The organism is Curtobacterium pomorum, assembly GCF_044497295.1.
In the GTDB taxonomy this organism is placed as follows: domain Bacteria; phylum Actinomycetota; class Actinomycetes; order Actinomycetales; family Microbacteriaceae; genus Curtobacterium.
The window spans coordinates 546,825-571,450 of record NZ_CP172409.1 but is presented as its reverse complement, the minus strand read 5'-3'; the positions used below and the strand labels follow the sequence as shown (position 1 = coordinate 571,450).

Genomic DNA, 24,626 nt, shown 5'->3' with positions numbered 1-24,626 from the left:
CGGCGTCTCCTGTTCGTTCAGTGGCGCGGACGCCGCACTACTTGCGCGAGACCTTCGCGGTCGACTTGGACGTCGCGGTGCCGTCCTTGTAGCCCGAGGCGTGCGCGGTGACCTTCACGGAGAACTTGTGCCCCGCGTCGGACGTGCCGAGCTTGTACGTCGTACCGGTGGCCTTCTTCACGACCTTGCCGTCGCGGAGCCACTGGTACTTGTACGTCGCCTTCGTCGTGCTCCACTTGCCGTGGTTCGCCGACAGCTTCGAGCCGACCTTCGCCGTCCCGCTGATCGTCACCTTGCTGCCCGCGGCGAGCGCGAGCTTCGGCGGGACCACCGAGATCGTCGACGTGCCGGCCTGCTTGCCCGACGCGTTGCCGAGGTGCAGGAGCAGCACGGTGGCCTTCGTGACGCCCGAGGCGCGGGTGACCCGGAGGACGCCGGAGTCGGCGAACAGGACGCCGGTGCTGCGGCCCTGCGCGAAGGACAGTGCCGGCTTCGACGGGTCGAACGACGCGTTCTTCGTCTCGTCCACCACGGACGAACCGGTGGTCGCGGCACCGGGGGCGTAGGCCGACTCGGTGAGCACCGAGTAGGTGAACTTGCCCTTCGCACCGATCAGCGCACCCGTGGTCGTGAGCACCTTCACCGAGCTGTCGAAGGTGTTCACGTCCTGGCCGGGTGCCCCGCCGTTGAGCGGCTGGACGTCGACGACCGGGTCGACGTCCGGGTCGTCCGACGCGGCCTTGGCCAGGTCGATCGTCGTCGCGAACGTCGCGTCCACCGCGGCGGACTTCGCGTTGTAGACCAGGTAGTCGGGCTCGCCGTCACGGTTCGTGTCGATGAGCACCTCGACGTTGGTCACGGCGCCGGGGTTGGCGTCGGGACCGGCCGTCTGGATGCCGAACGCGATCGTGTCCGACGCCTTGTCGTAGCTGGCGCCGTAGGAGCGGATGTCCGCCGCCTGCAGCGAGCGCTTCGCAGAACCGTCGGGGAACGCCTCGACCGGGTCGGTCCCGCCGAGCACGAACGGAGCGACGGCGGCGTGGTAGCCGGTCGTCAGCCCGCCCTGGTCGACGGTGCGGCCCTTGAGTGTCAGGTCGGCCGACTTGCCCGGGCCGGTGAAGGCGACGGTGGAGCGACCCTGCACGGAGCTGACGGGCTTCGGCGCGAGGTACGCACCGACGCGCAACGGCACCGCGGTCGTGTCGGTCGGCGTGAACGCCACGATGCCCGAGGCGGCGGTGACGAACTCGCGCTGGTAGCCCTGCTGCACCGACTCCTGGGTGGGGTCGATGACGCGGCGGAGCTTCGTCGGGTCGGCGATGGTGAACGTGAGCTTCACCGTCGCGGTGCGGTTCGCCGGGACGGTGACCCGCTTCGTGTCGAGCGCGAACGTCACGCCGGGCTGCGACACCTGCGGCTGGTAGGCCACGTCGTAGGTGTGCGCGACGCCGTCGGTGTTCGCGATCTGCAGGGTGCGGCTCTCGCTCGTCGCGCTCGAGACCTCGACGACACCGAACGAGGCGGTGACGAGCAGGTCGTTCTCGACGCTCCGCACGGTGGTGCCGGCGGTCACGGCCTGCAGGGCGTCGACGCGGCCGGTGCCCTGCCGGAGCAGGGTCGCCGAGCGGGAGCCGTCCTTGACGTCGTGCGTCGCCGTGTTCATGAGCGCCGCCTTGACCTGCGGTGCGCTCCACTCCGGGTGCGACTGGAAGGTCAGCGCCGCGATGCCCGCGACGTCCGGTGTGGCCATCGAGGTCCCGCTCATCGACATGCGGCCGTCGCCGGTGCCGTTGGCCGCCGAGATCACGTTGACCCCGGGGCCGGCGATGTCCGGCTTGACGATGTCGTTGAACGAGCCGTGCACGCCCCGGCTGGTGAACGCGGCGAGCGTGTTCACGGCCTCCGGGTCGGTGGCGAGTTCGAAGCCCTTGAGCTCGTCCGCGAAGCGTACGTGCAGGGTCCCCGCCTTGGCAGCGGCCTGGAGGCTCGTGGCGGCGTCCAGCGTCAGCTCGGCACCCGGGATGGTCGCGTTGCCCGCGATGCCCGAGTCGAAGGTGTTGATCGTGCCCGCGAGCAGGACGCCGATGCCGCCGGCGGCCTGCACGTTGTTGAAGCGCACGCCGGAGCCGCACTCGAGCGCGCCGTCCGTCCACTTCAGCCAGACGACCTTGCCCGCGATCTTCGCGGCGTCGGCGGCGCTGAACGCGGCGCAGCCGTCGATGTTGCTGGTCGGGACGACGACGTCACCCTCGACGGGCAGCGTGCCCGTGAAGTTGGACGAGTACTGCGACCGGTAGGTCTTCGCGACGTTCGCGGGGGCGGTGGCCTGCACGCCGTCGTACAGCGACTGGCCGGTGGCACTCGCGGCGACGGTGAGTGCACCCTCGGCGTTGCCCGGCGAGCCACCGATGTCGGTGAAGTCGTCGGCGTTGCCCGAGGCGATCACGGGCAGGACCCCGCGTGCGGTCAGCGCGTCGATCTTGGCGTTGTCGGGGTCGTCCGGTGCGCCGTAGTCGGAGCCGAGCGACAGGTTCAGGACGTTGATGTCCTTGCCCTCGGTGAGCGCCTGACCCACCCAGTCGAGCGCGGCACCCGTGACGTCGGTCGAACCGCCGCCGTCACCGAACACCTTGAGGGCGTAGAGGCCGGCCTCGGGCGCGGTGCCCGGTCCGATCCACATGTCCTGCACCTGCTGCGTGGTGAGCTTGGTGTAGTCGCCGTCGAACTGCTGCTTGTCAGCGGTCAGGCCGTAGCCCGCGATCGAGCCGGACACGTGCGTGCCGTGGTCGCCGCCCTTGCCGTCGATCGGGTTGTCGTCCGGAGCCGGCACCGGGTCGTAGGCCGGGTCGGTCGGGTCGGCGTTGTAGGTCGCACCGGCGAAGTCGTACCCACCGAGGAACTTCGACGCGTCGTACAGGCTGGGGTCCGGAGCACCGGAGCTCGCGTTCGCCAGGGCCTGCTGGTAGGCCGCGGTGGTGCCGGGTCCGCCGAAGTCCGCCTGCGTGTAGTCCAGGCCGGTGTCGAGGACGGCGACGTTGACGCCTTTGCCGGTGTGCCCGGTCTGCTGCCAGGCGTTGAGCGAGCGCGTGTAGACGTCGCTCGCGGCGTTCTTCGGGGCGACCCCGTCGGCGCCGGGACGCACGAGGCTCGGGTCCACGCCGGAGGGGGCGACGCTCGCGTCCGGCAGGACCGTCGGCTGGACGATCTTCTTCGGCGTGAGCGGGATGATGCTCTCGACATCGGAGCGCTTCGCGATGTCCTGCAGCGCGGAGACGTCGGCGACGACCGCGACACCGGGGACGGTGTACTCGGTCGAGTAGAGCTCGGTGGCGTCGGCGTCGGCGCGCTGGACGGCGGCGCTGACGGCTGCGGTGGTCGACTCGATCGCCTTGACGCGGCTCTTCGCCGCCGAGGACGGCGTCTTCGACTTGGTCAGGTCACCGCCCTTCGCGTCGGCGTCCACCTCGAGGGCACCCTGACCGGTCGTGCGCACGAACGCGGCGACGGTCTTGGTGGCCTTGGCGTCACGCAGTGGTGCGGAGAGCTTCAGGTCGGCCACCGACACCCCGGTCGGAGCTGCGGAGGCCGCGCCCCCGACTGCGAGGCCGCCGCACGTCAGGGCCACGGCGGCGATGCCGGCGGTCAGGACGCGTGCGATGCGATGGGAGTTCGGGTTCGGGTCGTGGTTCGGTGTTGCACGGTTCAAAGAGGGCACTCCAGGCTCAGTCCGTGGTTCGCATGAGATTGCTGTGAAGTTATGCGCTTACATTCAGAAAGGGCAGTCCGCTCTTTGGGGGACACCCCTGTTCGAGGGCCGGTCTTCCTGTTAAGTTGCACACCTGTGTGCACGTTATTACGATGGGGTTCGTGACCACTGCTCCCCATCCCGCACGCGCACCCCGCCGCGACGCGACCGAGAACCGGGCAGCCCTCCTCGACGCGGCACGGACCTGCCTGCAGCGCGATCCGGACGCCTCCATCGAGACGATCGCCGCGGCCGCCGGACTCTCACGCCGTGCGGTGTACGGACACTTCCCGTCGCGCGACGACCTCGTGCGCGAGGTCGTGACCTCCGGTGCGGCTCGGATCGCCGCGTCCATGCCGACCACCTCGGACCTGCAGGAGCTGCCGCCGGCCGCTCGGCTCGCCGCGATCGCGGTCACGCTCTGGACCGAGGTCTCGCACGTCCGCTCGATGGCCCGGGTCGCCGTGCGCAGCCCGTTCGCCGAACCCGTCGCCGAGGTGTTCGCTCCGCTCCGGGCCCAGGTCCGCCAAGCGTGTGCGCTCGGGATCGCCGAGGGCACCATGCGCGACGACGTCGACCCCGCCACCCTGGGGCGCCTGGTCGAAGGGGCGTGCATCGCCGTCCTCGACGAGGCGACCCGGTCCGGCACCCCGGACGAGGCCGGACGGCGCATGGTGGTGGTGTCGGCCCTCGGCATGGCCGGCATCGACTGGCGCACCGCACTGCTCTCCGAACCCGCTGCTCCCGCTGCTCCCGCTGTGAAGGACCCCGCATGACGCTCGAACTCGCCCACGTCGGCATCGGCGACGAGCCCGGCGCGGCACTGCCCGTCGTCTCCGCCGTCGCCGCCCCCGGACGCCCCGGGGTCGTCGCCGTCGAGACGGAGCAGGCCCCCGTGCTCGCCTCGCTCGTCGCCGGCGGCCGGATGCAGCCCGACACCGGGCGGCTCCTGCTCGACGGGCACGAGGACGCCGCGGCCGTGCGCCGCGCCTTCGCCCTCGTCGACACCCCGGGCGTCGCCGAACCCTTCCCCGTCATGACCGTGCAGCAGATCGTGCGCGAGGAACTGGCGTTCGCCGCCCAGCGGCCCTCGCGCGGCCACGTCGACACCGTGCTCGAGGAGCTCGACCTGCGGCACTACGCCGACACCCCGGTCCAGCGGGTGCCGACGGCCGTGCGCGTCCGACTGCTCGTCGAGCTCGCCCTGCTCCGCGACGGGGTGACCGGCGTCGTCGTCACCTCGCCCGAGCGGCACGGCGGTGCCGTCGAGGAGTGGTTCGCGGTCCTCCGCGACGTCGCACGACGCGGTACGACCGTCGTGCTCGTCACCTCGAAGGCCGCAGCCACGACCGTCGAGACGCTGCTCGACACGATCGACGCGACCGACGCGTCCCAGCCCGAGGGTCCCGACGACGCGGCCCTGTCCGACGGAACCGAGCCGGGCCTCCCGTCCGACCCGTCCGTCACCGCAGAATCCGCAACCGTCCCGACGGAGGCAACCCCGTGACCACCACCTCGCTCGTCCGCGCCGAACTGGCGCGACTCACCGCGACCCCGCTCGCGCGACTGGCGTTCATCGCCCTGATGATCGTGCCGCTGCTCTACGGCGGCGCCTACCTGTGGGCGAACCGCGACCCGTACGCCAAGCTCGACCAGATCCCCGCGGCGATCGTGAACCTCGACGCCGGCGCCACCCTCGACGGCGAGCACGTCGACTACGGCACCGACGTCACGAAGGAAGCGATCGACGGCGCCGACTTCAAGTGGACGAAGACCGGGGCTGCGGACGCGCGCTCCGGCGTGCGGAACGGCACCTACGACTTCGTCGTCACCATCCCGCACGACTTCTCCGAGCACCTGGTGTCCGCGCAGTCCGACGACCCGACGCAGGCGAAGCTCGTCATGACCACGGCCGACACGAACTCGTACCTGGCGTCGACCATCGCGGAGCAAGCGGGCAAGACCATGCGCACGGCCGTCGCCGAACGCGTCGGCAAGCAGGCGGCGAAGACCCTGCTCGTCGGGCTCGCCGACGTCCGTGACAGCCTCGGCGACGCCGTCGACGGGGCCGACCAGCTGGCGTCGGGCACGGCGAAGGCGGACACGGGCGCCCACACGCTCGCCGACGGCACCGGCAAGCTGTCGTCCGGTGCGGCGGAGCTCGCGTCCGGCACGGCGGACCTGCCGTCGCAGACGAAGCAGCTGGACAGCGGGGCGCAGCAGGTGGCGTCGGGGGCGTCGACCCTGGCGTCCGGGCTGGCCAGCGCGCAGCAGCAGACGGCGGCGCTGCCGTCGCAGACGCAGCAGTTGAACAGTGGGGCGCAGCAGCTGCAGAACGGGCTGCACCAGCTCCGTGACCAGACGGCTTCGCTTCCCTCCGACTCTGCGCGCCTGTCCAGTGGTGCGTCGCAGGTCGCCACCGGGAACGCCACGCTGGCCGACGAGGCCGCACCGTTCATCGCGGGCGTCCAGCAGCTCTCTGCGCAGTCGCCGGAACTCGTCGCGTCGCTGAAGCCCGTCGTCCAAGCTTCCACGGTGCTCACCGCGGAACAGAAGACCCAGCTGCTCGCCGGGCTCGACGACCTGCAGGCCGGCAGCACCAAGCTCGGTGCCGGTGCCGGCGACCTGTCCGGCAACCTGCAGAAGCTCAAGACGGGCAGCGCCCAGGTGTCCGCGGGCGCATCGCAGCTCGCCGAGCGGGCTCCGGCGCTGACGAGTGGCATCCAGCAGCTCTCGGACGGCTCCGACACGCTCGCCGCCGGGACGTCGAAGCTGGCTGCCGCGGCACCGACGTTGACCTCGGGCATCGCGTCGGCGGCGACCGGCGCGTCCACGCTCTCCGCGGGTGCTGCGAAGGTCGCAGACGGCACGTCGACGCTGGCTTCGGCCGCTCCGACCCTGTCGTCGGGCGCATCGTCGCTCGCCACGGGCGCAGCGTCCGCCGACAAGGGTGCTTCGTCGCTCGCATCGGGCCTGGACGAGCTCAAGACCGGCTCGTCGAAGCTCGCGTCGTCGCTCGACGAGGGCCGCACGAAGATCCCGGCGTCGAACGCCTCCGAGCGTGAGTCGCAGGCCTCGGTGATCTCCGACCCGGTCAAGGTCGGCGACGACAACGTCGCCGCGGCGTCGAACTACGGCGCCGGCCTCGCGCCGTTCTTCATCTCGCTCGCGGCCTGGATCGGCATGTACGCGCTGTTCCTCATCCTCAAGCCGATCTCGAAGCGGGCGATCACCGCGGTGCGGAAGCCCCTGGCCGTGGTGTTCGGCGGCTGGCTGACCCCGGCCCTGCTCGGCCTGGTGCAGATGGTGGCGCTGTTCTTCATCGTGCGGTTCGCCCTCGACCTGAACGTGGTGCACGTCGGCGGCACGATCGGCATCATGGTGCTGGCGTCGGCGACCTTCGCGGCGATCATCATGGCGCTCAACGTGCTGCTCGGGTCGGTCGGGCAGTTCCTCGGACTGGTGCTCATGCTCGTCCAGCTCGTCACCGCCGGCGGCACGTTCCCCTGGCAGACGCTGCCCGGGCCGTTGGCGGCGCTGCACTTCGCGCTGCCGATGACGTACTCGGTCGACGCGATCCGGCAGACGATGTACGGCGGGGACCTCGGCGCCGCGTGGTCCGACGCGGGCGTGCTGCTCTGCTGGCTGCTCGGGGCGCTGCTGGTGTCCTTCGTGGTCACGGCGCGGCAGACCCGCTCCCGCACGCTGCGCGACCTGCGTCCGAGCCTGATCGGGTAGCGCGGGCGGGCGCGGCGCCGGGCGTTCGCATGGTGAGCAGAAATGGTCGGGTGGCGTCAGGCCACCCGACCATTTCTGCTCACGATGTGCTGCGCCCGAGGGGCAACGACACCATCTCGCCGCCGAGGAACCGCAGGTCCTCCGGCGGCAGGTCCGCCCGAGCGTCGGGGTCGAGCGCGTGGGACGCGTCGTCGCTGGGAACGAAGCCGATGCGCTCCCCGGCGGTCAGGTCGGCGGGCGAGCCGGTGTTCCGCGACAGCGCCCACACGACGTGGTGCCCCGGTTCGCGAAGGTCGACGGTCGCGAGCACCAGGCGCGCCAGGTCGTCGGGCGAGCTCCACATCAGGAGCGCTCGCGACGACGACGGGTGCTCCCCGAAGGCCCCGATGCGCGCCGAGACGATCGACATGTCGTACCGGTCGGCGAACAAGCTGCCGAGCAGTTCCATCCCGGCCTTCGTCACGCCGTAGTAGGTGTCCGGCCGCGGCAGTCGATCGCCCGGCACGCTGCCCGGCTCGTCGAGCGGTTCGGGGACCCGGCCGACCGCGTGGATCGAGCTGGCGAGCAGCACCCGGAGCACCCCGCCTGCCGCCGCCCGCTCGAGCACGTTCTTCGTGCCGGTCAGGTTCGCCGCGAGCAGGTCGTCCCACGCGGCCTCGGTCGGGATACCGGCCAGGTGCACCACGGTGTCGACCCCGGCGAGCGCGTCGTCCAACGCAGCGGGGTCGTTCACCGAGCCGGAGACGAACCGCTCCCCGGCGGACACCGGGTCGTCGGGCGTCCGTTCGTCGAGCAGGACGAGGTCGTGTCCGGCCGCCAGGAGCCTGGGCCGGAGAGCCGCCCCGATGCGTCCTGCGGCCCCGGTGATGAGCAGCGTCGCCATGCCGCGGACGCTACCCGCGGCGCACGAGCAGTTCCCTCAGGTGGTCGACCACAGCGTGACCGCCCGTGTCACGCCGCCCGCTACGATCGACGCACGAGCCAACGGAGGTCGAAGCGCATCATGGGAGACGGCAAGCCCGCGACCATCTACGACGTCGCCGCACGCGCCGGGGTCTCCAAGTCCCTCGTCTCCTTGGTCCTGCAGCGTTCCCCTCGGGTGAGCGACCAGCGCCGGGCCGCCGTGCTGACGGCCATCCAGGAGCTCGACTACCGTCCTTCCACCGCGGCGGTGTCGCTCGCCGGCACCCGCAGCCGCACCATCGGCGTGGTCCTCGACGACTTCCGGAACCAGTGGTTCGTCGACCTGCTCACCGGCCTGCGCGAGGCGCTGCAGGACCAGGGCCACCGGCTCGTCGTCGCGGACCGGTTCCTGAACACGGGGCTCGACGCCTCGCCGGTCGAGGGCTTCCTGTCCATGCGCGTCGAGGGCATCGTCATCGCCGGCGAGCCGACCACCGACCTCGCGATCCCCGCGTCGATGCCGGTCGTGATCGCGGGCGGGCGCGTGTCGATCCCCCGCGCGGACACCGTCGCGAACGACGACCGTGCCGGTGGCGGGATGGCTGCCGCCCACCTGCTCGACCTGGGGCACACGCGGCTCGGGTTCCTCGGTGCGGGTTCGGCGGCGTCGCAGGAGCGCCGCGCGGGCTTCGAGGGCGCAGCAGCCGCAGCGCCCGCAGCAGCCGGACCGGTGACCGTCGCCGTCGCGGTCCTGCCCGGCGAGCCCACGGAAGAGGCCGGGTCCCGCGCCCTCGGCGCCCTGCTCGACGAGCACCCGGACGTCACCGCGGTGTTCGCCGCCAACGACGTGATGGCCCTCGGAGCACTGTCCGAACTCGCCGAGCGCGGACTCCGCGTGCCCGAGGACGTCTCCGTCATCGGCTACGACGACACTCCCGTCGCCGCGACGCGCTACGTCGGCCTGACGAGCATCGACGACCGCAGCGTCGAGATCGGCCGCGGCGCCGGCGAACGCCTGCTCGCGCGCATCGCGGACCCGGGCCTCGCGGCCACCGAGTCGCTCGTCGAACCCCGCCTCGTCGCGCGCCGCACGACCGCCCCGCGCTGACGCGCCGGATCCCGCCGACACCCCGACCGGGAGGCCCGCCCCACGCCCGCCACGCCCGCTTCGTGAGCAGGAATGGTCGGGTCCAGGGCCCGTACCCGACCGTTCCTGCTCAGGAAGCGTCCGGCAACGCGGCGTGCTGCACGATCCACGAGTGCATGACGATCGCGGCCGCCGCCGAGGCGTTGATGCTCCGCGTCGACCCGAACTGCGTGATCTCCAGGTGTCCGGAGGCACCGGCCACCGCTTCGTCGGTGAGCCCTGGACCCTCCTGACCGAACAGGAACACGCACCGCTCCGGGATCGCCGCGGTCTCGATTCGCTCGGCGCCCGGGGTGTTGTCGATCGCGATCACCGGGCGTTGCTCGTCGGCCATCGCGGCGAGGAACGCCTCGACGTCCGGGTGGTAGCGGACGTGCTGGTACCGGTCGGTCACCATCGCCCCGCGCTTGTTCCAGCGCCGCCGCCCGATGATGTGGACCGTGCCGGCCAGGAAGGCGTTGGCGCTCCGCACGATCGACCCGATGTTCAGGTCGTGCTGCCAGTTCTCGATCGCGACGTCGAAGGCGTGCCGGCGGGTGTCGAGCTCGGCGACGATGGCGTCCATCGACCAGTACCGGAAGTGGTCGAGCACGTTCCGGGAGTCCCCCGCCGCCAGCAGCTCCGGGTCGAGGCGCGGATCGTCCGGCCAGGGTTCCGGGTGCGGGCCGACGCCGTTCGTCGTCAGTTCGTGCGACGGTTCGGGCGCAGTGGTCACCGCTCCAGCGTACGGCCGGGCGCGGGGAACCAGGTTCCGGACACATCACCGCGGATCTGCGCGGTTCCATGTCCGGAACCTGGTTCCGAAGCCACGGATCAGGCGGTCCGGGCGACGCGGGACTCGATGCCCGCGATGAGCACGTCGAGTCCCAGGTCGAAGCGCGCGTCGTACGAGTGCTCCCCCAGGATCTGCCCGACGAGCGTGTGCCGCTCCGGCCGCCCGGTGTCGTCGTCGCCTCGCCCGATCTGCACCGAGGTGTGCCCGACCACGAAGTCGTACACGACGAAGAACGTGTACATCGCCTCGACCTCGGGCAGCCCGGCGTCGCACAGCGCCCCGACGACCTTCGCCACGACGGCGTCGGACTCGGTGGACACCAGGGCTCCGCGCCGACTGTGCGACTCGAGCACCAGGGGGTGGGTGCGCATCAGGTCGCGGAAGGTCCTGGCGAACACCCGGACGACCGCGTGCCACTCGTCGGGCCAGACGAAGGTGGCGGTGAACTCGTCGACCGTGCGGCGCACGAGTTCGGCGTGCAGGTCGTCAAGGCCGCCGATGGTCCGGTGCACGGTCATCGGCGCGACGCCGAGCCGCACCCCGAGCGCCCGGAAGGACAACCGGTCCAGACCGTCCTCGTTCGCGATCGCGGTCGCGGCGTCGATCACCTGCTCGCGGCTCAGGACGTTGGGCCGGCCCCGGCGTCGTCGCGGCGCCTCCTCGACCAGGTCCGGCACCGCGGTGGGGCGGGGCGTGGCGGTCGGGGATCCGGGTTCGACGAGCACGGCGGGTTCTCCTTGATTCGGTACGTGTCCCGAAAAGCCTAGGGCAAAGCCGAGTGGCATTCGGTGACTCGACCTTCTCGGGTCCGGAGCCGACGCGCAAGAGCCGATCCGTGCCTCCCGGCCTTCTCCGAGCCGACACCGAGCCGGGCCGTCACGGGTGCGCAGTAGGGTGAGGCCATGGCGACCCGCGACGACGTCGAGTGCTGGCTGACCGACATGGACGGCGTGCTCGTCCACGAGAACCAGGCGCTCCCCGGTGCCCCCGAACTCATCCAGCAGTGGCTCGACGAGGGCACCGAGTTCCTCGTCCTGACCAACAACTCGATCTTCACGCCGCGCGACCTCAGCGCGCGACTCCGCTGGTCCGGCATCCACGTCCCCGAGGAGCGCATCTGGACGAGCGCCCTCGCCACGGCCGACTTCTGCAAGTCGCAGATGCCGGGTGGCTCGGCGTTCGTCATCGGCGAGGCCGGCATGACCACCGCCCTGCACGAGGCCGGGTTCATCATGACCGAGACCGCCCCCGACTACGTCGTCGTCGGCGAGACCCGCAACTACTCGTTCGAGGCGATCACCAAGGCCGTCCGCCTGATCCGCGACGGCGCCCGCTTCATCGTCACCAACCCCGACGCCACCGGCCCGAGCGCCGAGGGCGTCCTGCCCGCGACGGGTGCGATCGCCGCGATGATCGAGAAGGCCACCGGCAAGCAGCCCTACGTCGTGGGCAAGCCGAACCCGATGATGTTCCGCTCGGCGATGAACCGCATCGGCGCGCACTCCGAGAACACCGGCATGATCGGCGACCGGATGGACACCGACGTGCAGGCCGGCATCGAGGCCGGGCTGCACACCGTCCTCGTGATGACGGGCATCAGCGACCAGGCCGAGATCGACCGCTACCCGTTCCGTCCGAGCGAGGTCATCTCCGGCGTGCACGATCTCGTCCGGACCGCCCCCTTCGAGGTCGAGCTGTAGCGGTGCGCTGGGACCCGTCGCGGTACGCCGCGTTCGCGGACGACCGGGGGCGTCCCTTCCACGACCTGGTCGCGCAGGTCGCGTGGTCGGCGGACACTCGGGAGGCCCCGCGTCGCGTCGTCGACCTCGGCTGCGGTCCCGGGGCCCTCACCGCCACGTTGGCAGCGCGGTGGCGTTCGTCGCGGGTGGTCGGGATCGACAGCTCGGCGGAGATGCTCGCGTCGGCTGGGACCGACCCCGCCCTGGCGGACCTGCCGAACCTGTCGTTCGAGCTCGGGGCGATCGAGGACTGGACGCCCGGGCCGACCGACGACGTCGTCGTGACGAACGCGGCGCTGCAGTGGGTCCCGTCGCACGTGGCGCTGCTGCCGCGGTGGCTCGACGCGATGCCGTCCGGGTCGTGGTTCGCGATGCAGGTCCCGGGCAACTTCGGGTCCCCGTCGCACGCGCTGATGCGGTCGATCGGGGCCTCCGGGCCGTGGGCCCCGGCGCTCGACGGTGTGCTGCGGTCGGACCCGGTGCTCGATCCCGCCGGCTACCTCGGCATCATGCTCGACGCCGGGTTCGTCGCCCGCGCCTGGGACACCACCTACGCGCAGCTGCTGCCGGGCGAGGACCCCGTGCTCGACTGGGTGCGCGGCACCGGGTTGCGACCGGCTCTGGCTGCCCTCGACGCCGCCGACCCCTCCGGTGCGTTGACGGCGGAGTACGTCGACCGGTACCGGGCGGCGCTGCGCGAGGCGTACCCGGCGAGCGCCCACGGCACCGTGTACCCGTTCCGCCGGGTCCTCGCCGTCGGCCGCAAGCCCTGACGGACGGCTCCCGCCGGGCGCCGCCGCGCCCGCCGGGCCGGGCGAGCCGGGCACGGAAGCGCGCCGGGCTCTGGAGCCGGGCGGCTACCGGGCCGCAGCCGGCGCTGCCAGGTCGCCACGAGCCTCCAGGGCGAAGGCCGCCATCGGCGGGACGGAACGCCACCGCTTCGCCAGGCGACGCGGACGGTCGTCGCGCCACGCGACCACGCCGCCCGCGACGATCCCGAAGCCCAGCACGGCGAACGAGAACAGTCCGATCAGACCGAGCACGACGACACGACCGGTGTCCGACGGATCGGCGGTCGCGGAGTACCCGATCGACCCGAAGTCCCAGAACGCGTGCAGCAGCACCGGGACGAGCAACGAACCGGTGACCCGTCGGGCGACGTACAGCGTGGAGCCGAACGACGCCGCGAACACCACCTGGATGAGCGTCGGCCCGATCCCGGCTCCGGCGAGCGCGTTGAGCAGGTGCAGCAGCCCGAACAGCACGCACGACAGCGCCCACACCCCGAACTCGGGCACCCGGCGACGCAGCCCGACCAGGAGCATGCCCCGGGCCATCAGCTCCTCGAACACCCCGACGAACAGCACCCCGACGGTGAGCAGCAGGAAGTAGTGCGCCGGCAGCGCCGTCCAGTCGATCAGGGGCAGCCGCACCAGGCACACCACGAGCACCAGGGCCGGGGCCAGCGCGGACCACCGCAGTGGCGTCCGGGTGCGGTCGACGGTCGCGATCCGCCACCAGCCGAGGCCGGTGACGACCACGGCGAGCGCGACGGCGGCGATGCCCTCCGGGATCACCAGCGCACGGACGACGCTGTCGACCGTCTGGCCGAGGGACGGGTAGTCGTCGCTCGGCCGCGACCGCCACGCGCTGATCGCCGCGAAGACCACGAGCGGCGCGAGGCCGATGAGCAGCGAGGGCGGGACCGGCCAGCGGCGACGTCGGGGTTGGTGCACGTCCCGGTTGTACCAGTGCAGCCGTACGATTGGCGGTATGCGCCTGCCCTCGTTGTCGACCATGGCCGAGGACTACGTCAAGCTCATCTGGAAGGCCGGGGAGCGTGGCGGCGCCGGACTGGCCACGCGGGACATCGCGGCGACGCTGAAGGTCTCGGCCTCGACGGTGTCCGGCAACCTGAAGAAGCTCGACCGCGACGGCCTCATCGAGCACACCCCGTACTACGGCGTCGTGCTCACCCCGCTCGGGCAGCAGGTCGCGGTGGCGATGGTCCGGCGGCACCGGCTGATCGAGTCGTTCCTGGTGTCACGTCTCGGCTACACGTGGGACGAGGTCCACACCGAGGCAGAGGCGCTCGAGCACGCGGTGTCGGAGCGGTTCCTCGACCGGGTCGACGCCGACCTGGGGCACCCGACGCACGACCCGCACGGCGACCCGATCCCCGCAGCGGACGGCACCGTGCCCGCCACGCTCGGCACACTGCTCGGTGCGATCGAGCCCGGTGCGTGCGGGACCGTCGACCGGGTGTCGGACGATGACCCCTCGTTGCTGCGGTACTTCGACGAGCTCGGGGTCGGCCTCGGCACCCACCTGCGGGTCGAGCGGGTGCGGGACTACGCCGGGGTCATCGCAGTGTCGCGGCGCGGGGCGGACGGTGCCGAGGCGCTCGTCGACCTGCCGGCCGCCGCCGCGACCGCGATCTGGCTGGCCCCCGACGCCGACTGACGGGCGCGGGCGTGCCCGCCCGTCTGCCGCCCCCGTCCGCCCGCCCGTCTGCCCGCCCGTCTGCCCGTCCGTCTCCCCGTCCGGTGAGGTTCCGAAATCTCGGAACCTCGCCACGCCCAGGGGCCATCCGTGGAACCTCGGCGTCGCGCACGCGGCGTGTTGTGGAACCTCGAGCGAGCCCCGTGGCCGAGGCCGGCCCGACCCGCAGCGACCGGCCCGCCCCGTGACGACCGGGAGGCCCGTGGCCGTGTCCGCCACGGGCCTCCCGTCCGTCAGCCGGGGACGTCCACGGCCGCACTCACCCGTTGGCGGATCGGGTGCGGCCGAGCGCCACCTCGCGCCGAGCCCGCTCGAGGGCGAGCGCTGACGCAGCGTCCGGGTCGTGCAACAGCCGCTCGGTGTCGGCGACGTGGTCCCGCACGGCACCGGAGCCGCGGTCCGCAGCCGCCGCGAGCACCGGCGCCACCGTCTCCTCGCCCAGCCCGACCAGTGCCCGCGACAGGCTGAGCCGTCGTTCTCGTGGACCGACCCCGAGCTGCACCGCGAGCGTCCGGGCGAGCTCGGCCCGCTCGTCGTCGGGCACGAGTGCGACGGCGGTCCGCCAGGCGACCCGGAGCACCTCGTCGTCGTGGTCCGCGAGCAACGGGCGCACCGACGGCCACGCGGCTGGGTCGCCGACCTTCGACAGCGTGTGCAGCGCCTGGCTGCGGGCCTGCGGTTCGGGACGGGCGAGCTCGGGGAGCACGCGCGCAACGACGTCGTCGGACGGGTGCCGGGTGAGCGCCCACGTGAGCATGTCGCGGACGAAGAAGTCCGGTTCGACGGCGCACTGGTCGACGAGCACGTCGAGGTCGCCCGCGTCCGGGGTCGTCCCGGCTGCCATCACGGCCTGCAGGCGGACCGAGGATCGGGGGTCGGCGAGGGCATCGGTGAGCACGGTCATGGCTCCATGCAACCCGCAGCCACCGGGGCCGTGTCAAGCGTCGGGGCATAGCGTCGGCAGCGGAGCGGTTCACACGGAGGACCGCTCGCCCGACCACGAAAGGACCCCGTATGCCCCGCATCGGTACCAGTGACCTCCACGTGTTCCCCCTCGCCCTCGGCGGCAACGTCTTCGGGTGGACGGCGGACGAGTCGACCTCCCACCAGGTCCTCGACGCCTACACCGCGGCGGGCGGCGACTTCATCGACACCGCTGACGTGTACTCCGCATGGGCTCCCGGCAACGAGGGCGGCGAGTCCGAGCGGGTCATCGGTTCGTGGCTCGCGGCCTCGGGCAAGCGGGACGACGTCGTCATCGCCACGAAGGGCTCGCAGCACCCGCGGTTCCAGGGCCTCGGCGCGGACACCGTCGCCGCTGCCGCCCGTGCCAGCCTGCAGCGCCTGGGTACCGACCGCATCGACCTGTACTACGCGCACTTCGACGACCAGTCGACCCCGCTCGAGGAGACCGTCCGCGCCTTCGACCAGCTCGTCAAGGACGGCATCGTCCGCTACACGGCGATCTCGAACTACTCGAAGGACCGCGCCGAGGAGTGGATCCGCATCGCGACCGAGAACGGCCTCGCGCAGCCGGTGGCGATCCAGCCGCACTACAACCTGGTCACCCGCGAGCCCTACGAGTCCGAGATCGCGCCACTCGCCCACGCGCACCGCCTCGGCGTCGTGCCGTACTTCGCACTCGCCGCCGGGTTCCTGACCGGCAAGTACCGCTCGAAGGAGGACTTCGCCGGCAAGGACCGTGAAGGCCAGGTGTCGGGCTACTTCAACGACGAGGGACTCGCCGTGGTCGACGCCCTGTCCACCATCGCCGAGGCCCGCGACACCGAGCTCGCGACCGTCGCCCTGGCGTGGCTGCAGGCACAGCCGGACGTCGTCGCGCCGATCGCCAGCGCCCGGAACACCGAGCAGCTGCCGGCACTGCTGGCCTCGGCGGAGCTCGAGCTCAGCGCCGACGAGCTGCAGACCCTGTCCGACGTGTCGGCGAAGGTCCCCGCGACCGCCTGACCCGTCGACCGCCCGACCCCGAACGACATCCTCGACGTCGCACGACGTCGGGGATGTCGTTCGTTGCACACGCGGGCATCACCGGCGCGCAACCAGCGACGAGATCGATGTCGTACGACGTCGACGGTGTCGTTCCACGTCGATACCCGCAGCAGCCCCTCCGCCGCCTACGCCCCCGGCACCAACGACGCCGTGAGCTCCTGCCCCGACGACCGCGTCACGAAGCACGAGATGAACCGGTCGCCCTGGTCCCACGTCGCCTGGTCCGGCGCGTAGGACCCCTGCACCTGCACGTCCCCGACGGCCGCAGCCGCCGAGGCGTTCAGCGCCGCGTCCGACTGGCACTGGTCGGCGGCCTGCGTCGCGAGCGCCTCTGCCCCCGGGTACGCGTCCCCGTCCACCGTCAGCCGAGCGGTGAGCTGTCCGATGTGCGGCGTCGTGCAGTCGACGACCGTGAAGGTCTGCGCCCAGGCGTTCGTGAACGGCGACAGGCACTCCCCGCCGGCCAGGTCGGTCCAGGCGTGTTCACCCGGCAGTGCGGGCGTGGTGGCGAACTGGAGCGTGGCGGCCGGAGCAGCGGCCTCGTCCGAGGGGGCGGCGGACGCCGCAGCCGAAGGAGTCGCAGGAGCCGACGACGCTGCCGCCGGGGACTTCGTCGGCGCGATCTCCTGGTCGGAGATGTTGTTGCCGAGGATCCACTTCGACAGCAGGAACACCAGGACGATGAGCACGACGATCAGGGCGATCGAGCCGTAGACGAGCAGCTGCTTGCCGCGCTTGCCCTCGCTCCGGAGGCGTGCAGCGCCCTGGTTGATGAAGTTGTCGCGCTCCCCGGTCGGCGCGGCGGCGGTCGTGGAAGACGGAACAGCAGCGGACGGCACCGCGGCCGCCGGCATCATGCGCGTCCCGGTGTCCTCCGGGTCGTAGCCCGTGCCGCCGAGCTGCCCGACGGCCTCGGTGCCGAACAGGTCCTTGATCGCACTCGTGTCGCTGGTCTCGCGGCCGTCCCACTCGGACTGGTCCAGGTCGTCCGGCGCAGCGGCCGGCAACGCCTCGGGCTGCGCACCGGTGTCGTCCCGGCGCAGACCGAGCACGGCGTCCAGGTCCTGCCCGACGGCCGGTGGCAGGTGTGCCGGGTACGCGGGCGACGCAGCGGGCTCGACCAGGGGCGGCGCAGCCGTCGGCGGCACGGTCGCGTCCGGTTCGGACCACCAGGGCGTGCCGGCGACCGGCAGCGCGGTGGTCGCGGCGTCCGGGAGGCCCGTGGCAGCGTCCGCCCCGTCACCCTCGGCGGCCGAGTGGGTCGTGTCCAGGGCCTCGGTCGGCTCCGCGGGGGTCACCGGCCGCCCGGCAGCGGCATCCGCGGTCGGCACGGCGGGAGCCGGCACGGCAGCAGCCGGCGGCACCGCAGCAGCTGTCGGGACGGCCGGCGGCACCGGGAACGTCCGCGGCGCCCGGGGGACGCCGTCGGCCGGGGTGTCGACCTCGCCGGCGACGACCTCGTCCTCGGCGTCGGTCTCGTCCGCCAGCGACCACGAGCCGCCGCCGCCGAGTGCCGTCGTGTCGAACGAGTCGCCGGTCAGGGTCGTCGGGACCTCGCCGGTCTCGTCGTCGCGGATGGCCCAGTCGAACGGTCGGTCCGGCCCGGCGCCCTGCGTGGGGGTGGGGCCGTCGCCCGAGAGCCGCAGCAGGTCGGTGAAGCTCGGCGGCTCCTCGGTCGGGGGCAGCACGTTCTCGACGCCGAGCGGCTGGTGCGCGACGGGCCCGGTGGGCGGGACGGGTGCGCCGGAGCCGGTCGCACGGCCGAGCCAGTCGACGTCGGCACGGCCCTCGCCGAACGGGTCGACGCGGCGACGCTCGTCCTCGATGGCCTTCGACGCCGCAGCGCGCTCGTCACGGTGGGTCTGCGCGGTGGGCAGCACGATCGACGAGGGGTGCGGTGCGGTCGGGTTCGGCGGCACGACGGCGGCCGGCGGGATTCGGTCGTGCAGGGTGGAGCGCTCGTGCTCGGCGGCGGCGTCGGGGCTCTCGGACGGCGCCGACAGCTGCTCGGGCATCGAGATGGCCTGCGTCGCACCGTCGTCCAGCACCGGAGCGGCCGGAGCAGCCGGAGCTGCAGGTGCGGGCGATTCGACCAGCTCAGGCGCCTCGGACTCAGGAACCGCCGCCTCGAACGGCTCAGGCAACGGTGCGCCGGTCTCCCGTGCGGTCCGCTCGGCCTCGCGGCGTTCCCGGCGCGAGGGCCAGTCCTCCTCGCCCCGCGGGGCGCCGAAGATGTCCGCGGCACTGCGGAGACCGTGGAACGGAGCGTCCGGGTCGGACGCGCGCCGGGCCTCCTGGCCGTCGACCCCGTCGGCACCGTCGGCCGCTGCTGCGGGGCCGGCCGTGTCCTCGGGGTCGCGCGCGTCGTCCGGACGCTCCCCGCTCACGCGGTCAGCCCCAGATCAGCCAACCCGATGGCCGCGAAGTAGGGGTACCCGGCTGCCTCGATGGTCTCCTTGGCGCCGGTGTCGCGGTCGACGACGACCGCGACAGCGGCGATGATCGCACCTTCGCGCTCGAGCGCCTCGGCCGCCTTGAGCGGCGAGCCGCCGGTGGTGGACGTGTCCTCGAGCACGACGACGCGCTTGCCCTTGAGGTCAGGCCCCTCGACCTGCTTGCCGCGGCCGTGGTCCTTCGGCTCCTTGCGGACGACGAAGGCGTCGTAGGTGAGGCCCTGTGCGGCGGCCTGGTGCAGCACGGCGCTGGCGATGGGGTCGGCGCCCATGGTGAGGCCGCCGACGGCCGAGACGTCGGGCACCTGCTGCACGAGCTCGGTCATGACCTGTCCGATCAGCGGCGCGACCCGGTGGTCCAGGCTGACCTTCCGCAGGTCGATGTAGTACGTCGCCTTCTTCCCGCTGGTCAGGGTGAAGTCGCCGTGGAACACCGCTTCGGAGGAGATGTACTGGATCAACTGTTCGCGCGCGTCGGTCACAGCGCACAAGGGTAGCCGGTCGGGCTCGCAGCGCGCTCCCCCGGTCTGTGGGGTCGTCCCGAGCAGCCCTCGGTACGCTCCGGGTCATGCCCCGAGCCCCGCGTCGCGTTGCCGTGGCGCCGGCTCCGTCCGGCGGCCGTCGGTCCGGCGGCGTGGCCGGGGCGATCGGACGGGAGGCCCTGGGCGCCCTGGTCGCGCTGGCCCTGTCCGTCGTCGCCCTCCGCCACGTCGTCGCGACGGAGCGGGTCGCCTTGCTCTGGTACGACGGCGACTCGGTGCTGCTGCCCCTGGTGCACCGGTCGATGCAGCTCGGGCAGCCGTTCGAGTGGGCGATGTCCCCGGCGCTGTTCTTCTTCCCCGAGCTCCCCGTCTACCTGCTCTGTGCCCTCGTCACGGGCACCCCGCAGCAGGCGCTGGCGCTGAACGGGGTGCTCGTCCTGCTGGCCGTGTACGCGCTGGTGCGGGCGGCCGCGAACGAACTCATGCCGTCGGCCGGGCGAGCGGCCCGCATCACGGTGTCGGCGGCCGCTGTGGCGTTCGTGACCCTGCTCGTGCTGACGGAGTCGTCAGCCACCGCGACGTCGCTCGAACTGGCGTCCCTGCTGCTGACCACGACCTACTACTACGGCGTCGTGCTGGCGATGCTCGGCACCGCGGTGCTCGTGCTCCGTGCCGTCCGGGTCGGGCGGGCATCGGTCGTCGTGCTCGTGGTGCTCGGCCTGGTCGCGGTGTGCACGACCGCGTCGAACCCGCTGTACGTGCCGTGGTCCGCCGCGCCCGTGGTCGTCACGCTCGTGCTGCTGGCGGTGGTGCGCCGGGTGCCGTGGCGCCCCGCCCTGCTGCTGTCCGGCACCGTGACGGTCGGGGCGGTGGTCGGGTACCTGGTGCGGATCCCCCTGCAGCCCTTCGTGTCGCTCGACCCGTCCACGTACGTCCGGCCGTCACGCGCGGTGGAGACCCTGCAGTTCTTCGCGGCCCTGACCGACGAGCGCGCCGGCACGGCCGCGGGCGACGCCGGACTGCTCCTGATGTTCGTCGGGGTGCTCGTCACCGTCGGCGGCACGGTCTGGGCCTGGCGGGTCCGGACCGCGCGCACCGTGCTCGTCGCCACCGCCCTGCCCCTGGTGACCGTCGTCGCGGCGTCGATCGGCGTCGTCGTCGTCGGGTCGGAGACCCCGCGGTACCTCGAGCCCGTCGTCACCGCACCGCTGCTGGCCCTCGTCGCGGTGGCCGAGCTCACCCGCACCGCGGTCCGCCGCACCCGCGTGCACCGGCCGTTCCGCGGCGTCCGGGCCACCGTCGCGATCGCCGCCGTCGCCGTCCTCGCCGCCGGGGTCGCCACCGCACCGAGCACCGCGCACGCCGTCGCCACCGCCCGGTACACTCCGTCGTCCTGCCTCGACCGCTGGGCTGACGGACGGGCGGTCACCGGGGTGGGACAGTTCTGGACCGTGCGGCCCCTCGCGACGTACTCCGCCCGGAACGTGCAGCTGCTGCAGGTCCGCGACACCTTCGACACGTACCCGTGGCTGGTCGACCTCGGGGCGTACCGCGACGCCGACCCGACGTTCGTGGTGGTCGGGTCGCACGACCTGTGGACCACTGCGGTCGAGGACTCGCTCGGTGCCCCCGCGACGATCACGCACTGCACGGGGTTCGACGTCTACGACTACGCGGGGACCGCCGGCGCCGAGGTGCTCCGACGCGACGTGGTCGGCAGCGCCGACGAGATCCGTCAGGAACGCGGGTTCTAGGAGTTGTCCACAGCGGCGCGTCGCCGTCCGATCTTCTCTGTACGGATGTATAGGCTCGTGCTCGATGTCTCGCCCCACCAGCCACCGCACCCCTCGTGCCTCCGTGCGCCTCCGCCTCGCCGTCACCGGACTGGCACTCGCGGGCCTCGTCGGCACGGTCGTCGTCGATGCACCCACCGCCCAGGCGGTCACCTACCCCACGTGGGACGAGGTCAAGAACGCCCGCGGCAAGGAATCGGCCAAGCAGGGGCAGATCACCGAGATCAAGGGCATCATCAGCGAGCTCGACGCCAAGGTCGAGGCCGCCCAGGCGAAGGCGAAGGAGCTCGGGCAGGTGTTCTTCGACGCCCAGTCCGATGCGCAGGACGCTGCCGAAGAAGAGCAGAAGCTCCGCGCCAAGGCCGACGAGCACGCGAAGGTCGCCGAGCAGAGCGCCGCGCAGGCCGGCCAGTTCGCCGCGCAGATGGCCCGCTCCGGCGGCGCCGACGTCACGACCTCGGTGCTGACCAAGGGCGACGATGCGCGCGACCTGCTCTACGATCTCGGTGCACTGAGCAAGCTGTCCGAACAGGCCGAGCGTGTCCAGGCCGCCGCAGCCGTCGACGCCGGCGTCACCCGTTCGCTCGAGGCCCAGGCCGACCGCGCCGCAGCGGAGCTCGAGCGGCTCGCCGCGAAGGCCGAGGCCCGCATGCAGGAAGCGCAGGCCGCCTCCGACGCCGTGCAGACCGCCTACGACGAACAGCAGTCGAACAAGGCCCGGCTCGACGCGCAGCTGGCCACCCTGACCACCGGCCGCGTCCGGACCGAAGCCGAGTTCGCCAAGGGTGAGCGGGTCCGCAAGGCGGCCGAGGCGAAGGCTGCGCGCGAGGCCGAAGCCCGTGCCGCCCGAGAACTGGCGGCAGCGGCAGCGGCAGCGAACGCCGGCGGCGGATCGTCCGGCGGCGGTGGCGGCTCCGGCAGCAGCGGCTCGGGCAGCGGCGGCTCCGCCGGTTCGGGCGGCGGTCAGGGCTGGGTCCGTCCGGCCAGCGGCTACGTCATCAGTCCGTACGGCTACCGTGTGCACCCGATCTACGGCACCGTCATCAAGCACGACGGCACCGACCTGGCCAGTGGTTGCTCGACGCCGATCGTCGCCGCGTCGGCCGGCACCGTCGACTACGTCGGGTGGTACGGCGGTTACGGCAACTACGTGCGCATCAACCACGGCAACGGCGTGCAGACGGCCTACGGTCACATCGTCAACGGCGGGTTCCGGGTCAGCACCGGACAGCAGGTCTCCGCAGGGCAGCTCATCGCGCTCGTCGGCTCGACCGGCCAGTCCACCGGGTGCCACAGCCACATCGAGGTGCACATCAACGGTGCCACGACCGACCCGGTGCCGTTCATGTCCGCGCGGGGCGTCGCCTTCTAGCCTGCCCGCTCGTACGCCGACCGCCGTCCGCTCCCCGCGGGCGGCGGTCCGCTGTTCCTCCACAGCACACCACGGACAATTTCACACTGAACTGCTGAAATGCTACGTTTCCCACAACGGCCAGTTGGATGGTGGGGGACGATGGGGATCGAGTTCGACGACGCAGCGGCGTCGCGGTTGGTCGGCTGCGCGGTCGAGGTGGCCCTGACGCTGCGCGCCAGCGCCGGACCGCGTCGGAGCACCGCCGAGGCCGCACTGCTCGACTTCGACGGTGCGTACGCGCGACTGTTCGAGACGGCTCGCGTAACGGAGTCCGCCGACCGCGTCCGGCTGGCGAAGGAGCTCGAGAGCTTGGCCGATCAGCTCCGCATCGTGCAACGGCAGGCGGACGAGGAACGGCAGCGATCGGCGGACCTGGCCGCGTGGCAGCGACGCGAAGCCGACCGTGAACTCGTGCGCATCGCCGGTGGCGTGCCGATGCAACCCGTGCTCGACTGGAGCAGCGCGGTCTTCGACCCGAAGCCGTCCAGCACACCGAAGCGCCCGTCACCGGTCTCCGCGACCTTCAGCGCCCGGGCACGCCAGCGCACCGGCGGTGGTCGCTCCGGCGGACGCAGCAGTGCCGACCCGACCAGGCTGCGGCAGTTCAGCGCGACCGCCCGCGCACAGGACGCCTCGACGGAACAGGACATGGTCCGGGTGCGCAACGCCTGGACCGCGTTCACGAGCCGGTGCAGCTGGGTCCCGGTCGACGGCGCGACGCTGCCGGGCGGGTTCGGCGACTACCTCGCCGAGAACGCCGAGGACGCCTCGTGGATCGAGCGGATCGCGGACGCCTTCCGTGCCGCCGGTGGGGGTTCCCTGGCGGACACCGCGCTCGACGCTGCCGCTGCCTCGACGCTCCCACACGGACTCCAACGGTTGCTCGACCCGTCCCTGACCCCGGCCGAGGTCGCAGCGATCTGGGCAGCGCTCGGCTTCACCGACGCCGACGTCCGCGCGCTGCCGCTCACCACGCAGCTGCAGTTCGCGGGGCTCGACGGGGTTCCCGCCGCGCAGCGCGACATCGCGTCCCGTGCGGTCCTCTCTGCAGCCGTGCGGGATCCGGAGCGGCTGTACCGGCTGATGGGGTTGGCGTACACGTACGGGGCGGTCAGCCTCGAGGAGTTCACGGAACAGGTGATCGCGCTCCGGGACGGGCTCAACCGCGCTGATCAGCTCGCGGGTCGCCTGAAGGCGCCCTCGGCAGCGGTCGCACAGCTGGTCGGGTTCGGCGTCTCGAATGGAGCGCTCGTCGCCGCAGTCGTCCTCGGCGATCTGGACACCGCGTCGAACGTGACCGTCAACGTGCCGGGTGCGATGACCACGCTCAACAGCATGGGTGAGAAGGTCCGCGCCGCCAACGAGCTCCTCTTCGCGGCTGGGCAGAGAGGATCCGCGGAAGACTCCTTCGCGGTCGTGTCCTGGCTCGGGTACCGCGCCCCGGGTGTCATCGAGGTTCCGCGGCAGGACCGCGCGCACGCGGGCGGGGCGAACCTCGCATCCTTCCTCGACGGCATCCACGACAGCCGCGGCACAGCACCACGGTCCGTCACGGTCCTCGGGCACTCGTACGGCTCCACCACCGCGGCCGAGGCACTCGCGCAGACCCGGCACCGAGTCGACTCGTTCATCACCTACGGCTCGGTCGGGTTCACCGACACCACGAGACCGGAGCACCTCAACGTCGATCGGGTCTACGCCACCGAAGGCGCCAACGACCACACCGCGATCCTCGGCCGGATCGGGCGCACCGATCCCCGCGATCTACCCGACGTCGACACGTTCAGCGCGGAAGCCGCCCGGGGCACCAAGGCCGTCACCGGCCACGACATGTACCCGGAAGCCGGCGGTGTCGGCTACTTGTCCCCCGATGCGACTTCACAGCGGTCGATCGCGAAGATCATCGCCACCGGGAAGCCATGATG

19 protein-coding genes are annotated in these 24,626 nt (G+C 72.3%); 11 read left to right on the top strand and 8 right to left on the bottom strand.

Annotated features, from left to right (window positions below; all coding sequences use genetic code 11):
* Positions 1 to 37 precede the first annotated feature (37 nt).
* A complete protein-coding gene (locus ACGH48_RS02785) occupies positions 38 to 3,706 on the bottom strand; it encodes a S8 family serine peptidase (RefSeq protein WP_396290106.1) in 3,669 nt (1,222 codons plus the stop codon).
* A 161-nt stretch (positions 3,707 to 3,867) separates the two neighbouring features.
* Here ACGH48_RS02785 and ACGH48_RS02780 point away from each other — a divergent pair, with 161 nt between their 5' ends.
* From ACGH48_RS02780 to ACGH48_RS02770, 3 genes are read left to right on the top strand one after another with little or no spacing between them, the layout of a single operon-like run.
* Positions 3,868 to 4,521, top strand: a complete 654-nt coding sequence (locus ACGH48_RS02780) for a TetR/AcrR family transcriptional regulator (protein WP_123312147.1) — start codon at positions 3,868 to 3,870, stop codon at positions 4,519 to 4,521.
* Positions 4,518 to 5,252 carry a hypothetical protein gene (locus ACGH48_RS02775; RefSeq protein ID WP_396290104.1) on the top strand — a complete coding sequence of 245 codons (735 nt, stop codon included), beginning with the start codon at positions 4,518 to 4,520 and terminating at the stop codon, positions 5,250 to 5,252. The genes ACGH48_RS02780 and ACGH48_RS02775 overlap by 4 nt, the downstream gene beginning before the upstream one ends.
* A complete protein-coding gene (locus ACGH48_RS02770; RefSeq protein WP_396290103.1) occupies positions 5,249 to 7,483 on the top strand; it encodes a YhgE/Pip family protein in 2,235 nt (744 codons plus the stop codon). The genes ACGH48_RS02775 and ACGH48_RS02770 overlap by 4 nt, the downstream gene beginning before the upstream one ends.
* A gap of 79 nt (positions 7,484 to 7,562) precedes the next feature.
* Here ACGH48_RS02770 and ACGH48_RS02765 read toward each other — a convergent pair whose 3' ends face one another.
* Entirely contained in the window at positions 7,563 to 8,366 is an 804-nt protein-coding gene (locus ACGH48_RS02765; protein ID WP_396290102.1) for an NAD-dependent epimerase/dehydratase family protein, read from the bottom strand.
* Positions 8,367 to 8,486: 120 nt separating this feature from the next.
* On the opposite strand from ACGH48_RS02765, the gene ACGH48_RS02760 reads away from it, so the two are divergent.
* A complete protein-coding gene (locus ACGH48_RS02760; protein WP_340195877.1) occupies positions 8,487 to 9,494 on the top strand; it encodes a LacI family DNA-binding transcriptional regulator in 1,008 nt (335 codons plus the stop codon).
* 109 nt (positions 9,495 to 9,603) lie between these two features.
* On the opposite strand, the gene ACGH48_RS02755 is transcribed toward ACGH48_RS02760, so the two are convergent.
* Both ACGH48_RS02755 and ACGH48_RS02750 read right to left on the bottom strand, forming a co-directional pair.
* Complete coding sequence (locus ACGH48_RS02755; RefSeq protein ID WP_396290101.1) at positions 9,604 to 10,248, bottom strand: TrmH family RNA methyltransferase; 645 nt, start codon at positions 10,246 to 10,248, stop codon at positions 9,604 to 9,606.
* 98 nt (positions 10,249 to 10,346) lie between these two features.
* Positions 10,347 to 11,033 carry a TetR/AcrR family transcriptional regulator gene (locus tag ACGH48_RS02750; RefSeq protein WP_185021231.1) on the bottom strand — a complete coding sequence of 229 codons (687 nt, stop codon included), beginning with the start codon at positions 11,031 to 11,033 and terminating at the stop codon, positions 10,347 to 10,349.
* 177 nt (positions 11,034 to 11,210) lie between these two features.
* On the opposite strand from ACGH48_RS02750, the gene ACGH48_RS02745 reads away from it, so the two are divergent.
* Together ACGH48_RS02745 and ACGH48_RS02740 are read left to right on the top strand one after the other, a co-directional pair.
* Entirely contained in the window at positions 11,211 to 12,008 is a 798-nt protein-coding gene (locus tag ACGH48_RS02745) for an HAD-IIA family hydrolase (RefSeq protein WP_396290099.1), read from the top strand.
* 2 nt (positions 12,009 to 12,010) lie between these two features.
* Positions 12,011 to 12,820 (top strand): methyltransferase domain-containing protein, encoded by an 810-nt coding sequence (locus ACGH48_RS02740; RefSeq protein WP_396290098.1) that lies wholly within the window; start codon positions 12,011 to 12,013, stop codon positions 12,818 to 12,820.
* 84 nt (positions 12,821 to 12,904) lie between these two features.
* On the opposite strand, the gene ACGH48_RS02735 is transcribed toward ACGH48_RS02740, so the two are convergent.
* Positions 12,905 to 13,783: a lysostaphin resistance A-like protein gene (locus ACGH48_RS02735; protein ID WP_396290097.1), complete on the bottom strand. Its 879-nt coding sequence runs from the start codon at positions 13,781 to 13,783 to the stop codon at positions 12,905 to 12,907.
* Between the two features lie 37 nt (positions 13,784 to 13,820).
* Here ACGH48_RS02735 and ACGH48_RS02730 point away from each other — a divergent pair, with 37 nt between their 5' ends.
* Positions 13,821 to 14,510 carry a metal-dependent transcriptional regulator gene (locus tag ACGH48_RS02730; protein ID WP_123293578.1) on the top strand — a complete coding sequence of 230 codons (690 nt, stop codon included), beginning with the start codon at positions 13,821 to 13,823 and terminating at the stop codon, positions 14,508 to 14,510.
* Between the two features lie 298 nt (positions 14,511 to 14,808).
* Here ACGH48_RS02730 and ACGH48_RS02725 read toward each other — a convergent pair whose 3' ends face one another.
* Complete coding sequence (locus ACGH48_RS02725; protein ID WP_396290096.1) at positions 14,809 to 15,453, bottom strand: HEAT repeat domain-containing protein; 645 nt, start codon at positions 15,451 to 15,453, stop codon at positions 14,809 to 14,811.
* Positions 15,454 to 15,563: 110 nt separating this feature from the next.
* Between ACGH48_RS02725 and ACGH48_RS02720 the strand changes: the two genes are divergently transcribed.
* Complete coding sequence (locus ACGH48_RS02720) at positions 15,564 to 16,517, top strand: aldo/keto reductase (protein WP_396290095.1); 954 nt, start codon at positions 15,564 to 15,566, stop codon at positions 16,515 to 16,517.
* A 167-nt stretch (positions 16,518 to 16,684) separates the two neighbouring features.
* Here ACGH48_RS02720 and ACGH48_RS02715 read toward each other — a convergent pair whose 3' ends face one another.
* Both ACGH48_RS02715 and pyrE read right to left on the bottom strand, forming a co-directional pair.
* Entirely contained in the window at positions 16,685 to 18,946 is a 2,262-nt protein-coding gene (locus ACGH48_RS02715; RefSeq protein WP_396290094.1) for a septum formation family protein, read from the bottom strand.
* Complete coding sequence (gene pyrE, locus ACGH48_RS02710; protein ID WP_071404348.1) at positions 18,943 to 19,494, bottom strand: orotate phosphoribosyltransferase; 552 nt, start codon at positions 19,492 to 19,494, stop codon at positions 18,943 to 18,945. The genes ACGH48_RS02715 and pyrE overlap by 4 nt, the downstream gene beginning before the upstream one ends.
* Positions 19,495 to 19,580: 86 nt before the next feature.
* On the opposite strand from pyrE, the gene ACGH48_RS02705 reads away from it, so the two are divergent.
* From ACGH48_RS02705 to ACGH48_RS02695, 3 genes are all read left to right on the top strand, one after another.
* Positions 19,581 to 21,248, top strand: coding sequence for a hypothetical protein (locus tag ACGH48_RS02705; RefSeq protein WP_396290092.1), 1,668 nt, complete (start codon positions 19,581 to 19,583; stop codon positions 21,246 to 21,248).
* A 64-nt stretch (positions 21,249 to 21,312) separates the two neighbouring features.
* A complete protein-coding gene (locus ACGH48_RS02700) occupies positions 21,313 to 22,659 on the top strand; it encodes a peptidoglycan DD-metalloendopeptidase family protein (protein WP_396290090.1) in 1,347 nt (448 codons plus the stop codon).
* Between the two features lie 141 nt (positions 22,660 to 22,800).
* Positions 22,801 to 24,624 carry an alpha/beta hydrolase gene (locus ACGH48_RS02695; RefSeq protein WP_396290089.1) on the top strand — a complete coding sequence of 608 codons (1,824 nt, stop codon included), beginning with the start codon at positions 22,801 to 22,803 and terminating at the stop codon, positions 24,622 to 24,624.
* Positions 24,625 to 24,626: the final 2 nt, after the last annotated feature.

Bases quoted from the DNA above. Each gene is read 5' to 3' on its own strand.
- ACGH48_RS02775 (WP_396290104.1), top strand. From the start codon at position 4,518: ATGACGCTCGAACTCGCCCACGTCGGCATCGGCGACGAGCCCGGCGCG.
- ACGH48_RS02765 (WP_396290102.1), bottom strand. From the start codon at position 8,366: ATGGCGACGCTGCTCATCACCGGGGCCGCAGGACGCATCGGGGCGGCT.
- ACGH48_RS02760 (WP_340195877.1), top strand. From the start codon at position 8,487: ATGGGAGACGGCAAGCCCGCGACCATCTACGACGTCGCCGCACGCGCC.
- ACGH48_RS02745 (WP_396290099.1), top strand. From the start codon at position 11,211: ATGGCGACCCGCGACGACGTCGAGTGCTGGCTGACCGACATGGACGGC.
- ACGH48_RS02730 (WP_123293578.1), top strand. From the start codon at position 13,821: ATGCGCCTGCCCTCGTTGTCGACCATGGCCGAGGACTACGTCAAGCTC.
- ACGH48_RS02725 (WP_396290096.1), bottom strand. From the start codon at position 15,453: ATGACCGTGCTCACCGATGCCCTCGCCGACCCCCGATCCTCGGTCCGC.
- ACGH48_RS02720 (WP_396290095.1), top strand. From the start codon at position 15,564: ATGCCCCGCATCGGTACCAGTGACCTCCACGTGTTCCCCCTCGCCCTC.
- ACGH48_RS02705 (WP_396290092.1), top strand. From the start codon at position 19,581: ATGCCCCGAGCCCCGCGTCGCGTTGCCGTGGCGCCGGCTCCGTCCGGC.
- ACGH48_RS02700 (WP_396290090.1), top strand. From the start codon at position 21,313: ATGTCTCGCCCCACCAGCCACCGCACCCCTCGTGCCTCCGTGCGCCTC.
- ACGH48_RS02695 (WP_396290089.1), top strand. From the start codon at position 22,801: ATGGGGATCGAGTTCGACGACGCAGCGGCGTCGCGGTTGGTCGGCTGC.